The sequence below is a fragment of the Arenibacter hampyeongensis genome (genome assembly GCF_002909255.1).
In the GTDB taxonomy this organism is placed as follows: Bacteria; Bacteroidota; Bacteroidia; order Flavobacteriales; family Flavobacteriaceae; genus Arenibacter; species Arenibacter hampyeongensis.
In genome coordinates this window covers 1,024,965-1,038,118 of the sequence record NZ_PIOB01000001.1, presented here as the reverse complement: position 1 = coordinate 1,038,118, position 13,154 = coordinate 1,024,965, and the positions used below count along the sequence as shown (strand labels likewise).

The 13,154-nt window shown below is 39.1% G+C and carries 9 protein-coding genes; 5 read left to right on the top strand and 4 right to left on the bottom strand.

Annotated features, from left to right (window positions below):
- Positions 1 to 3: 3 nt before the first annotated feature.
- Positions 4 to 2,184 carry a carboxy terminal-processing peptidase gene (locus CWD91_RS04215; RefSeq protein ID WP_103439664.1) on the bottom strand — a complete coding sequence of 727 codons (2,181 nt, stop codon included), beginning with the start codon at positions 2,182 to 2,184 and terminating at the stop codon, positions 4 to 6.
- A gap of 353 nt (positions 2,185 to 2,537) precedes the next feature.
- Here CWD91_RS04215 and surE point away from each other — a divergent pair, with 353 nt between their 5' ends.
- From surE to CWD91_RS04190, 5 genes are all read left to right on the top strand, one after another.
- Positions 2,538 to 3,317, top strand: a complete 780-nt coding sequence (gene surE, locus CWD91_RS04210) for a 5'/3'-nucleotidase SurE (RefSeq protein WP_103439663.1) — start codon at positions 2,538 to 2,540, stop codon at positions 3,315 to 3,317.
- The gene (locus CWD91_RS04205; RefSeq protein ID WP_103439662.1) at positions 3,310 to 3,591 is read left to right on the top strand and encodes a hypothetical protein; all 282 of its coding nucleotides are present in this window, start codon (positions 3,310 to 3,312) and stop codon (positions 3,589 to 3,591) included. The genes surE and CWD91_RS04205 overlap by 8 nt, the downstream gene beginning before the upstream one ends.
- A gap of 67 nt (positions 3,592 to 3,658) precedes the next feature.
- The gene (gene lpxB / locus CWD91_RS04200; RefSeq protein ID WP_103439661.1) at positions 3,659 to 4,783 is read left to right on the top strand and encodes a lipid-A-disaccharide synthase; all 1,125 of its coding nucleotides are present in this window, start codon (positions 3,659 to 3,661) and stop codon (positions 4,781 to 4,783) included.
- Between the two features lie 245 nt (positions 4,784 to 5,028).
- Positions 5,029 to 5,589, top strand: coding sequence for a C40 family peptidase (locus tag CWD91_RS04195; RefSeq protein WP_103439660.1), 561 nt, complete (start codon positions 5,029 to 5,031; stop codon positions 5,587 to 5,589).
- Position 5,590: 1 nt separating this feature from the next.
- Complete coding sequence (locus CWD91_RS04190) at positions 5,591 to 7,615, top strand: ComEC/Rec2 family competence protein (RefSeq protein WP_103439659.1); 2,025 nt, start codon at positions 5,591 to 5,593, stop codon at positions 7,613 to 7,615.
- On the opposite strand, the gene CWD91_RS04185 is transcribed toward CWD91_RS04190, so the two are convergent.
- The 3 genes from CWD91_RS04185 to CWD91_RS04175 form a co-directional block, all read right to left on the bottom strand.
- Positions 7,616 to 9,373, bottom strand: a complete 1,758-nt coding sequence (locus CWD91_RS04185) for a peptide MFS transporter (RefSeq protein ID WP_103439658.1) — start codon at positions 9,371 to 9,373, stop codon at positions 7,616 to 7,618. It lies immediately after the preceding gene.
- Between the two features lie 130 nt (positions 9,374 to 9,503).
- The gene (locus CWD91_RS04180) at positions 9,504 to 10,862 is read right to left on the bottom strand and encodes a peptide MFS transporter (protein ID WP_103439657.1); all 1,359 of its coding nucleotides are present in this window, start codon (positions 10,860 to 10,862) and stop codon (positions 9,504 to 9,506) included.
- 16 nt (positions 10,863 to 10,878) lie between these two features.
- Positions 10,879 to 12,909 (bottom strand): S9 family peptidase, encoded by a 2,031-nt coding sequence (locus CWD91_RS04175; RefSeq protein ID WP_239985646.1) that lies wholly within the window; start codon positions 12,907 to 12,909, stop codon positions 10,879 to 10,881.
- Between the last annotated feature and the right edge of the window lie 245 nt (positions 12,910 to 13,154).

Sequence of the window (13,154 nt, the reverse complement as noted above, 5' to 3'; positions counted from 1 at the left end):
AAATTATCCTTTTACGCTGGCCAATTTGGAATTCTTTATATTATTCATTTTTAGATCCTCCAAAACATTAACAGCCTCCTCTACATAGACATCCTTGGCTAAATCCTTGTGCCAACGGTCACGCTTTTCCCTTAAAATCGAATCTTGGGTAAATAGTTCTTTTTCGTATTTTAAAGACTCAAATGTTAGATGTGAATCATAATCCGATATAGTTTTAAAATATTTGGCTTTTTCCTTATCCGCTTCCAAGCCCTTCTTATAATCGGCGTATTTTAAAGAAACCACAGTTTCATCTTGTGCCTTCTTAATCCATTGCGCATTTTCCTCGATCAATTTTATTTGAGAATTCTGGTCCATCCTTTTAGTGCTGCTCGCAATGGTGGACTCGTAGTCTATATAGCCATCCCAAGGTGTAAATTCTGCTGGGGAAATCTTATCCCATGTCAACGGGTTTTCCTGATCTCTTTCCCCAAGGTCGATGTAACTATAACGATCTGGCACAACCACATCACTTTTAACACCTTCCAATTGGGTAGACCCACCATTAATTCTATAGAATTTTTGAGTCGTAAGTTTTATTGCACCTAAATCTCCATGCTCATTGCTTCTGACTATATTCTCTAATGGGATTACATTTTGAACCGTACCTTTACCAAAAGTTTGCTTACTGCCAATAACCACCCCTCTTTTATAATCTTGCATAGCTGCCGCCAATATCTCAGAAGCGGAGGCCGATAATTCATTTACCAATATTACCAAAGGACCATCCCACTGAATGCGCTCATCCTTGTCGTTATACACCTCTGGTTTTTTATCGGTAGACCTTACCTGAACAATTGGACCGTCCTTTATAAATAGGCCAGCCATTTCAACCACTGTTTTAAGTGATCCACCGCCATTATCGCGAAGATCTAAAATTAGTCCTTCCGCTCCAGCTTCTTTTAATCTTTCCACTTCCTGAGCCACATCCGTAGCTGCGTTTCTTTCATTGTAGTCCTCAAAATCTACATAAAATTTTGGCAAATTAATAAGGCCATACTTTTGACTGCCCTTGATTATGGTTGCGGATTTCGCATATGACTCTTCCAATTCAACTACATCCCTGGTCAGGGAAATAACTACCATAGAACCATCCACTTTTTTAACCGTTAGATCCACCCTAGTGCCTTTAGGTCCTTTTATAAATTTGATGGCATCATCCAAACGCATTCCAACAATATCAACCGGGGTTTCCCCGTTTTGTCCTACTTTTAGAATTTCATCGCCAACTTCCAATTGCTGATCTCTCCAAACTGGACCTCCAGAAATAATCTCTACAATTTTAGTTTGATCCTTTTTCTTTTGTAATCGGGCACCAATACCTTCAAATTTACCTGACATACTGGTATCGAATTTTTCCTTGTCATCCGGCGCAAAATAAAAAGTATGTGGATCGAAAACTTCAACTATAGTATTTAAGTACTGTACAAACCAATCTTTGCGTTCCAAATCATCCACAAAATCGAAATAATCATCCAAGGTACTTTTTGTTAAATCCCTAGCGGCCTTTTCGGCTTCAGTTGGGGTTAATGGCTTGGAGGAAGCCTTTTCGTCAGCAAAGGCTTTAGTCCCATCTTCGCTTTTGGATCCATCAATATTACCTGTGTTGGATTCTTTATTGAATTCCAATTTGGAATCATAAGTGCCCAATGTAGCATACTTTAACTGCTTTCTCCAGCGCTCTTTTAATTCTTTACGAGAGTCTACATAGCCTTGCCCATCATAATTTATTTCAATGGTTTCATCTACGTTGTAATCAAAAGGTTCCTCTAAAACCTCTTTATAAATCACTTTGGCATCCTCCATTCGCTTCAATAAACGCTGATATACGATATCAAAAAAAGAAATATCCGTATTCTTGATCTGATCATCTATCTGAAACTTGTATTTCTCGAATTCCTGGATATCACTTTCCAGAAAATATCGCTTTGTAGGATCTAAGATATCCAAAAAACCTTCGAAAACATTAACGGAAAAGTCATCGTTAATAGCCTTCGGCTGATAATGACCACGTTCCAATACATAAGTAATAAGGTCCAACAACAACTTATCCTTATCATCAGTTTCAAAAGATTTGTTCGTAAAACTGCATGAAGCTACCGCAACAAGCATTACTATTAAGGCGTAGGCTAAATTTCTTTTCATCTATTTTATTTTATTAATCCACATTTGGAGTAAATTCTAAAGTATAAATCAACCCCTCCCTGAAGGTATTAAAGCAAACATCTAAAATTAATCAAACGATGACTGCAATCCAAGTTTTGCCATTTATTTGTAACCTTTAGTGGCAATTACTCTAAGATAACGAAAAAATCGTGCCATATTATACCAATACGACATTAATCTTTTGTTAATATCTCAATTGAATTGGACACTGACAAAGGTTGGACCGGTTAGGGAATTCTCTAAATTCAGGACAAAATTTCATTGTTTACGCTTCATATAGGCAAATCGGATAATAGATTAAAAACGTATTTTTGCAGCATAAATTATATACCATGGCAAAACCTTTGATCCTAGTCACGAACGACGACGGCATTACAGCTCCCGGCCTAAGAGCATTGATACGATTTTTAAAGGATATAGGGGAAGTCGTTGTAGTGGCTCCGGACAGTCCGCAATCGGGAATGGGCCATGCCATTACCATAGACAATACCCTGTATATAAAAAAGCTAAGCATAGATTTGGAAAATGGTGCAAAAGAAGAATACAGCTGCAGTGGAACGCCGGCAGACTGTGTAAAGCTTGGTCTACAGGAACTATTGGACAGAAGGCCAGACCTTTGTGTAAGTGGAATAAACCATGGGTCCAATTCGTCTATCAATGTAATTTACTCGGGAACCATGAGTGCGGCAATAGAAGCAGGAATTGAAGGCATTCCGGCCATTGGATTTTCGCTTTGTGATTATTCCTGGAATGCCAATTTTGAGGCTTCCAAGGAGGCCATTCAAAAAATAGTCAAAGAGGCATTAAAAAATGGCATCCCAAATGGTGTTGTACTCAACGTAAATATTCCCAAAACTGATAACAAACCTCCCAAAGGCATAAAAATTTGTAGACAGGCAAGGGCCAATTGGAAAGAAAAATTTGATAAAAGAACCAGTCCAAATGGCAAGGAATACTACTGGCTAACGGGAGAGTTTGAACTGCTGGACAAAGGAGAGGATACGGATGAATATGCCCTGTCCCAAGACTATGTCTCCGTAGTCCCGACCCAATTTGATTTAACCGCACACCATTCCATTCAACACATTAATAACTGGAAATTAAATGATTAAAAAAGAAATACTCATAGGATTTATAGTAGGTCTCATTGCCAACACGGTCGGAACATTATTGTATATTCTTATCTTCTCGGACTTTGGTATTGTAGAAACATATAATGTAGCAGTTCAACAAGGGCATATAGGTAGTTTATTGGCGCTTGGAGCCATTCTAAACTTGTTTGCCTTTTTTGGTTTTTTAAAAATACGTAGGGATTATAGGGCAAGGGGTGTAATGATTGCCACCCTGGTAACGGCTATGTTAATACTTTACTACAAGGTTTTTTAGACTCGGAACACGGATAATTAAATATATTGAACGGGAGAACTGGTAATAAACCACACAAACTAAACGGATGAAATATTACATCATCGCTGGTGAGGCCTCTGGCGACCTTCACGGCTCAAACTTGATAAAAGCCCTTAAAATAAAGGATTTTGAAGCCGACGTTCGTTGTTGGGGGGGCGATTTAATGAAGGCTGCAGGTGGCACCTTGGTGAAACATTACAAGGAAATGGCGTTTATGGGTTTCCTTGAAGTTATCACGAACATTAACCAGATCTTTAAAAACATTGCCCTCTGTAAAGCGGATATCGCTAATTTTAATCCTGACGTAATTGTCTTTATCGATTATTCCGGCTTTAATCTTAGAATTGCCTCCTGGGCCAAAAAGAACCATTTTAAGACCAATTATTATATTTCTCCCCAAATATGGGCCTCTAGGGAAGGACGGATCCATAAAATAAAAAGAGATGTTGATGCTATGCACGTAATTCTTCCTTTTGAAAAGGAATTTTATGAAAAAAAACACCACTATCCTGTAAATTTCGTTGGCCATCCCCTTATTGATGCTATTGGGGACATTCCCAGGACCTCCGATAAAAAATTTAGGGAAGAGAATAATTTGGATTTAAAAAAGCCCATTATTGCCCTGTTACCAGGGAGTAGGAAACAAGAGGTTCAAAAAATGCTTACCTTAATGCTATCGGTAACAACATCCTTTCCAAAATATCAATTTGTGATTGCCGGGGCACCCAGTTTGGACTTGGAGTTCTACCAGCCTTTTTTAAAATCTTCCCAAGTAAGCTTAATTTCCAACAAAACCTATGATCTATTAAGTCTGTCCTATGCCGCCTTGGTAACCAGCGGAACAGCCACTTTGGAGACGGCACTTTTTAAGATTCCGCAAGTGGTCTGCTACCGTGCCAACTGGATATCCTTTCAAATTGCAAAGCGGATCATAACCCTTAAATTTATCTCCCTGGTAAATTTAATAATGGACAAGGAGGTTGTAAAAGAATTGATCCAAAACGATTTAAATACCAAAAACATTACCACAGAACTCACCAAGATATTGGACGGACCCGAGAGAAAAAACCAGTTTGAAGCCTACTACGAATTGGAAAAAAAACTAGGAGGCAAGGGCGCCAGTGAAAAAGCTGCCTCACTAATTGTGGAGAGTGCCAAAATTGCCCAATAAAAATTTCATGAACCCCAATCTTGGCAAGTATCGCTTAACTTTTGTTTTTAATTCTACACAGAAATCCATTGGTTGAATTACATTTAGGCTCCCGTTGGAACAATAACTACAACAGTAATACGTTGTTGGAATGAACACATTTTGGCGATTTATCCTGAAACATTCATAGGGGTTTTCCCAAAAAAATAACGGATTTTAAATTAATTATTTAAATTTGATATCCAAGAGCACTAACTTTTACTTGGATGATTCAAAGAATTTTTTCTTTATTCTTAATTATTTCACTAGTCGGCTGCGGTGCGGCCAAGAAAAAAACAGTCCATCGCGAAGATAGAAAAATAACTGTTGAAGCCTCCGAAATACCAACTGAGACCAACGTAGAAGCGCCCCGTGGCAATGAGTCCATTAATAGACCTGTCACAAGAATAACCGAACAAATCGTAAATACCGCCCTAACATTTTCAGGTGTGCGTTATAAATTTGGAGGTACCACCGATCGGGGTATGGATTGCTCTGGCTTGCTCTTTGTAGCCTTTGGTGAACACGACATTCAACTCCCGAGATCCTCTTATCAAATGGCGGAGGAAGGTGAAAAGATAAATTTAAAAAACATTAGTAAGGGCGACCTCCTATTCTTTGGAACCTCTAGAAGAAAAAACAATATAAACCACGTAGGTTTAGTGGTCCAGGTTGACGGCGATGAAATAAAATTCATTCACTCCACCTCATCCAGGGGAGTAATAGTTTCCTCACTGCGGGAGGGTTATTGGAATTATGCCTTTATAAAGGCTACACGGATCCTGTAGCATGCAGTTGCTAAGGTTTACAACTATAAAACTTACCCTATTTCTTATTTGTGGAATTTTAATTGGATATTTTTTACAACCATCACTTGCCTTATCCTTTAGCTTAACCCTAATTTTATTAATCGCCCTTGACGGTGTATTTGCATATAACCACAAAGCACCCCCATCACTTTTCGGCCTTCTGACCGGATTTTTGACGGTGGCCATTGGCATACTCAGCCTTACCCTAAGTGAATCCAAAAATATTGGGTCACATTACACCCATCATTCCCTGGACGGGAAAAGGGCCTATACTTTAAAAATCCGCGAAGTATTAAAATCCAACGATTTTTCAGATAGGTATGTGGCGCATGTTAAATATATGGATTGTATAAGGGTTTCTGGAAAAGTACTTCTTAATATAGGCGTAGATTCAACCAAGGGAACCCTGCTGGTGGATGATGAAATAGTGGCCCTCACTACACTCCAACCCATTAAACCTCCCTTAAACCCACATCAATTCAACTATAGAAAATACCTTGAGAATCTAGGAATAGAGCATCAGGTTCGGCTTGCCCAGGACAATTACATTGTACATCCCTTCCCCAAAAAGACCATATTGGGTTTGGCGTCCAATATAAGGAACCACATCATCGAAAAATTAAGAAAAGAGCATTTTGGCACTGAAGAATTGGGAGTAATCCAAGCCCTCCTACTTGGCCAACGAAATGAAATTACAACGGAAATAGATTCAGATTACAAAAATGCCGGTGCCTATCATATATTGGCATTGTCCGGCTTACATATTGGAATTCTTTTGGGACTACTCCATTTTTTGTTGAAGCCATTGGAGCTACTTCCAAAAGGGAGAACCATAAAACTGGTTGTAATTGTATTGTTATTGTGGGGTTTTGCCCTCCTGGCCGGTCTTTCTGCCTCTATCCTTAGGGCAGTGGCCATGTTTAGTTTCGTAGCTTATGCACTCTACCTAAACCGGCCAACAAGCAATTTTAATATACTGGCATTGTCCCTGTTTTTTATTCTATTGCTACTAGATCCCCTATTACTTTTTCAAGTTGGGTTTCAACTAAGTTACGCCGCAGTTTTTGCTATTGTTTGGATTTTCCCTCTATTGCAACAACTCTGGGTTCCACCATATTGGTTCCTTAGGAAAGCCTGGGAGTTGGTTTCGGTGAGTATAGCCGCACAATTGGGCGTTCTGCCAATAAGTCTTTATTATTTTCATCAATTCCCAGGGTTGTTTTTGGTTTCAAGTTTGCTGATTCTACCTTCTTTAACCTTTATTTTAGGATTTGGAATTCTCGTTATTGCACTTTCCTTGGCAAATAGTTTGCCTCCATTACTAGCTACAATCTACGACACTATAATCCGTTGGATGAATACCATTATTGGGACCGTAGCCAAGCAGGAAAATTTTCTTTTCCGGAATATTTCTTTTGACGCCATTCAATTAATTCTCAGTTATGGCATTATCATTTCCATGGTAATGGCCTTTACAAAAGCATCCTATAAAAGGGTCATGGCATTCCTAGTATTGATTTTATGCTTTCAAGCGTATATCTTGGGGAATAGGCAGCTTACAAAACAGAAGGAGACCCTGGTAATAGGGCATCTTACTAAAAATACGACATTGATCCATCAAACAGGGCAAAAAGCTACTGTATTTACCAACAATCCAGCGGTGTCGGAAAGAATGGCCAACGATTATGCCATTGCCCAAAACATCACAAAAGTGGAGCATCGACCTTTAAACAATAGTTTTCTAATAGGCGATGACAGACTATTGATCCTGGACAGTACCATTGTTCAACTTCCTAAGGAAAGTGCTATCTCAACCCTATTACTAACTCAATCCCCAAAGATTAATTTGGAAAGGTTTTTGGATTCCGTAAAACCAAAAATTGTTATTGCCGATGGTAGCAATTACACAAGTTATATAGAGCGATGGAAGGCCACTTGCAGAAAGAAAAAGCTCCCTTTCCATTCCACAGGCGAAAAAGGAGCTTTGATTTATAATTTACAATAATTACCTAACCCCATGCATAAGTTTTTTAAGCAGTGGATTTAAAACAATGGATATAATTCCAACACCCACGGGCACTAGGGTGAAAATTAGAAAAAAGGTCCCCATAGAATATTGCTCGGAAATTTTATCGATCATTCCTCCCATAGTTCCTGCTGCCTTTTGACCAATGGCTATGGCCAAGTACCATACCCCAAACATAAAACCGATCATGCGCGCTGGAACAAGTTTACTCAGATAAGAAAGTCCAACTGGAGAGATGCACAACTCTCCCATGGTATGTAACAAATAGGCCAAAATTAAAAATATCATACTTACCGAAGCGGTCTGCGCCCCAGAGGGTATTCCCGATGCACCAAAGGACAGTACTGCGAATCCCAATCCCAATAAAATAAGGCCAATACCGTACTTCATGGCGGCACTTGGGTTATATTTGCTTTCCCACCATCTGGAAAAAAATGGTGCTAGTGTAATGATAAAAAATGAATTAAGAATGCCGAACCAGGTTGCATCTACCTGATTACCCTCTTGGGAAAACTTATCCATTAATCTAAAGATCACTAAAATCCAAAGACCGACAAAAGCGATCGCCAAAGTGATATTGGAAAAACCTATACGCTTATAAGTCTTTTTAGCCAATAGCACCAAGACCCAACTTATAATGGCCAGCGGAACTGTTGTTAACAATGCATCTATTACCTTAAAGATGGTCGCCGATTGCCCAACGAGATCCCTATTGGTATAATCCCTTGCGAAAATTGTCATAGAACCGAGAGACTGTTCAAAAAAGGCGAAAAAGAAGACCGTAAAAAACCCGAAGATCGATACAGCTATAATTCGGTCCCTTACCACAGGTAGGTATCTGGCAATTCTGGTAACCAATAAAATTAAAAACAAGACCAAGGAACATAAGATAACTACATTGGTACCGCTGAGATCTCCGAGGCTAAAGGGAGCCAAACTGGTACCCTGAATTTTTTCCAAAGGATCATTAAAGAGATATATTAGCCCTCCAACGGAGGATAAAACAATCAAAATCTTATCGAAAAGGCTAAAAGGGTTCAATTTGGTCTCAACTTCTAGATCTTCTCCTATATCGACTTTGACTTCCCCTTGCTTCAAGGGCTTACCTCCAATATTCCCAAACAAGTCCTTTGCCAGCCAAAACTGGAGCATCCCGAAAAGCATGAAGATTCCAGCCAAGCCAAATCCCCAAGACCAACCATAATTTTCGGCCAAATATCCACAAAGCATCATTCCAAAAAAGGCCCCGGCATTTACGCCCATGTAAAATATGGTGTAGGCACCATCTTTTTTGGATTCCTTACCGTGATACATCTCTGAAATTATAGACGTTATATTGGGCTTAAAGAAACCGGTGCCGATTACCAACAGGGCCAGTCCAAGATAAAAAGTGGCTGTGGTTTCCAAGGCCATGGCGGCATGGCCCAAGGTCATTATCAAACACCCTATAACCACCGCCACTCTATACCCAGTTATTTTATCGGCAATCCACCCCCCAACTATTGGGGTTAAATACAAAAGAGAGGCATAGGTTCCTATTAGAGCCAATGCATTTTCCCTAGGCCAATCCCAACCAGGGTTGTCGCTAATAATGGGCGCCGTTAGGAACAATACCAATAAAATACGCATCCCATAAAATGAGAATCGTTCCCACATTTCTGTGAAAAATAAAACAAAAAGTCCCGCAGGATGACCAAGGACCTTGTCCTTAAAAAGGTTTTCAATATCGGTATTCATATCAAGACAGTTTACTTATTATTTATTTCAGAATAACCAGAAGCCTACTGCCTCCGGCACTGAACTTAACGATCATCATGGGTGGTACAAAAATTCATTTGGTCATAATACAAATTGCCCGCCAAAAGCTTTAGTGTGTAATTTTGTGCTCATTATCTTCCGCGCCATGCGTCAATGTTTTTAATTTTTTCAAGAAAACTCCAATGAGCAATCCAAAAAGAATACAGAAAATGGCTATCCCGGTAAATACCGTATACTCCCCTAAATGGGAAGCGGATTCCCCCAATAATCCTGCTACTTTATTACCCAAACCTGTTGTTGCAAAATATAGGCCCATCATTAAGGAGGCGTATTTGGCCGGCGCCAATTTGGTAACAAATGATAAGGACACCGGAGAAAGACTCAACTCTCCCACAGTATGGAACATATATGCCAACACCAACCAATACATGGCAGATGATCCCGAGCTTTCAAATTGAGCGGTCGCAGCCGTCATAAATAAAAATCCCGTACCCATGATAATCAGTCCCACTATCATTTTAAAAAGGGAGGAAGCTTCCTTTCCTCTAAGTTTTCGACTGGCCCAAAAGTTGGCTACCACAGCCCCTAGAACAATAATAAAAAAGGCATTCAAGGATTGGAACCAAGAAGCTGGAACCTCCCAACCCATCAACATTCTATTGGTCTTTTCGGAAGCGTAAATATTCATTAATCCACCTGCTTGTTCAAAGGCACCAAAGAAAACGATTACCATTAGAAAAGATAGAATTAAAACAATTACCCTATCCTTTTCAATTTTATTAAGTGGTCTCTTTAAAGCTTCCTGATCTTCCTTATTCTCAGATTTCCCTAGAAAGTCGCCCACACCAACCAGATATTTTTGACCAAGAATAAATTGCACAAGTCCCAAAAGCATACAGATACCGGCCAAGCCAAATCCATAATGCCAGCCGTAAACCTCACCTACATACCCTACAATTAAACTGGAAAGAAATGCCCCAATATTAATACCGATATAAAATATGGTAAATCCCTTATCCCTTCTAATATCTCCTTTAGGATAAAGCCCGCCGACCATGGTAGATATATTGGGCTTTAACATACCAACCCCGGAAATTATAAAGCCGAGACCAGTGTAAAATGCCCACATCTGTTCTATAGCCAATATACTGTGGCCTATAACCAAGAGAACCGCTCCAACTATGACTGCCTTTTTCTGTCCAAGAAGCCTATCTGCAATAATCCCACCGGGAATAGACGCCACATAAACCAACATGGTATACCAACCATATAATCCCAGAGCCTCAATATTGGTCCAGCCCAAGCCTGGATTTCTATCCGTAGTTTCGGTAATTAAATATAAAACCAAAATAGCTCGCATCCCATAATAGGAAAATCGTTCCCACATTTCCGTAAAAAAGAGGATATATAATCCTACCGGATGACCTAATAATTCCTTTTGATGTGCTGCTTTAACAGTAGTCTGCATAAGTATGATTTATGTATTATAGATTTTCTTTTATAAAATTGGTCATTTTTGTGAAAAGGTGTAGGCGGGTATTTCCTCCCCGGATACTGTGATTTTTATCGGGATATACGGCCCAATCGAATTGTTTATTGGCTTGTACCAAAGCTTCTACCATGCGCATCGTATTTTGTAAGTGCACATTATCATCGGCAGAACCATGTACCAATAAATACTTTCCCTTCAAAAGTTCTGGATAATTAAATGGAGAGTTTTCATCGTAACCACTTGGATTTTCCTGCGGTGTCCGCATAAACCGCTCTGTATAAATGGAGTCGTAAAATCGCCATGAAGTTACCGGTGCCACCGCAATGGCCATTTCAAAGGTATCATTCCCTTTTAACAAGCAATTGGTAGACATAAACCCGCCATAACTCCATCCCCAAATTCCTGTCCTTGATTGGTCAACAAATGGCAATTCGCTTAATTTTTTGGCCGCAGCTATCTGATCCTCTACTTCATATTTTCCCAATTCCCTATAGGTCACCTTTTTAAATTCCGCTCCCATGTATCCGGTTCCCCTACCGTCTACACAAGCAACAATGTAACCTTCATTTGCCAACATTTGAAACCAATAATCGTTGGTGCCCATCCAAGAGTTGGAAACGGATTGTGAACCTGGACCACTGTATTGGTTCATAAAAAGGGGATATTTTTTAGTTGGGTCAAAATCCTTTGGTTTTATCATCCACATATTCAATTCATTTCCATTAATCGCGATTGTGGAAAATTCCTTAGGACTTATCCTGTAATTGCCCAATTTAGACAATACTTCCCGGTTATTTAAAATGTCCTTTACTTTTTTTCCACTCAAGGAATTATGAAGGGTGTATTCCGGAGGAGTGGTTGCGCTGGAAAAGGTATTTATGAAATAGGTAAAATCAGCACTAAAATCGGCAGCATTAGTCCCCTCCTTGGCTGTCATCCTTTTTTTATTCTTCCCATTACTCCGCACGCTGTAAACATCGCGATTTATTGATCCGCTTTCGGTGGATTGATAATAAATAAGATCTTTCTTTTGGTCGTACCCGTAATATTTGGTTATCTCCCAAGGACCTTTGGTCACTTGATTCATTAATTTCCCCTCCGCATTGTACAGGTAAATATGGTTAAATCCATCTTTCTCACTTGTCCAAATAAAGCTATCATCCTCTAAAAAGGTAAGGTCATCCTTAACATTCACATAAGCATCATCAGTTTCTTCCAATAAAACGCGGGTATTATGTTCAGTAGCGTTTACCTTAAATAAATTTAATTTGTTCTGGTGACGGTTCAGGGTCTGAACACTAAGAAAATTGGAATGGTGCATCCATTGGATTCTAGGGATATAGTAGGGGTTGTTCAGATCCACCTCCGATATCCCGTTGGTACCAACATCCACAATATGCAGGGAAACCTCTGAATTATTTTCTCCGGCCTTAGGATATTTAAAAGCAGATTGGGTCTGGTAAAGACTGGAACCGTAAACATCCATGGAAAATTCAGGAACTTCGATTTCATCAAAACGTATAAAAGCCAATTTAGAACCATCCGAATTCCACTCAAAAGCCCTTACGAAAGCAAATTCCTCTTCGTAGACCCAGTCCGTTATCCCGTTGATTATCCTATTCTTCTCCCCATCAAAGGTAAGTTGATCCGTAAGTTTGCTGGTAATATCAAAAACATAAATATTATTGTTTTGCACATATGCAACCTTGCTCCCGTCTGGTGATAGGCTTGGCTCTTGAATCTTGGAATCCGAAACTTTTAAAATTGATTTAGAATTAAGGTCGTACACATAGAAAACGCCTAAAGTAGACCTTCTGAAAATGGATTGGATTTCCGTTGCCAATAATATCTTGGATTCGTCCTTACTAAATTCGTAAGAAGTAAAAAAAGGTATCGAATCAAAATTTGAAGAAGTTAGGATGGTTTCTACCTTGTTCAAGGTCTTATAATCATACTTCTCAATAGACGATATTCCTGTAACGGGATCAATATTTAAAATAGAATATTGTTTTCCATTTTTCATGGAATGCAACTTATCCAAACCCTCGACCCTGAAGTCATCTTGGTAAATTTCTTCTAAGGAGATTTGTTTGTTTTGGGCTATTAGAATTGAAAAATGGCATATAAAAAACAGTAATAACAATAGGAAGGGGGAATTTCTCACGAGAACAAAAATTTAAAAGTCATATTATTACTGAAAAACTATTAAAGGAATTTCAGGATTATCAAAATTGATTCAAATCTCCAAGTTTACTAAAAAAATAACAA

Excerpts from the sequence above, each read along its gene's own strand:
- CWD91_RS04215 (WP_103439664.1), bottom strand. The coding sequence starts at position 2,184 with ATGAAAAGAAATTTAGCCTACGCCTTAATAGTAATGCTTGTTGCGGTA.
- surE (WP_103439663.1), top strand. The coding sequence starts at position 2,538 with ATGGCAAAACCTTTGATCCTAGTCACGAACGACGACGGCATTACAGCT.
- CWD91_RS04205 (WP_103439662.1), top strand. The coding sequence starts at position 3,310 with ATGATTAAAAAAGAAATACTCATAGGATTTATAGTAGGTCTCATTGCC.
- lpxB (WP_103439661.1), top strand. The coding sequence starts at position 3,659 with ATGAAATATTACATCATCGCTGGTGAGGCCTCTGGCGACCTTCACGGC.
- CWD91_RS04195 (WP_103439660.1), top strand. The coding sequence starts at position 5,029 with ATGATTCAAAGAATTTTTTCTTTATTCTTAATTATTTCACTAGTCGGC.
- CWD91_RS04190 (WP_103439659.1), top strand. The coding sequence starts at position 5,591 with ATGCAGTTGCTAAGGTTTACAACTATAAAACTTACCCTATTTCTTATT.
- CWD91_RS04185 (WP_103439658.1), bottom strand. The coding sequence starts at position 9,373 with ATGAATACCGATATTGAAAACCTTTTTAAGGACAAGGTCCTTGGTCAT.
- CWD91_RS04180 (WP_103439657.1), bottom strand. The coding sequence starts at position 10,862 with ATGCAGACTACTGTTAAAGCAGCACATCAAAAGGAATTATTAGGTCAT.
- CWD91_RS04175 (WP_239985646.1), bottom strand. The coding sequence starts at position 12,909 with ATGAAAAATGGAAAACAATATTCTATTTTAAATATTGATCCCGTTACA.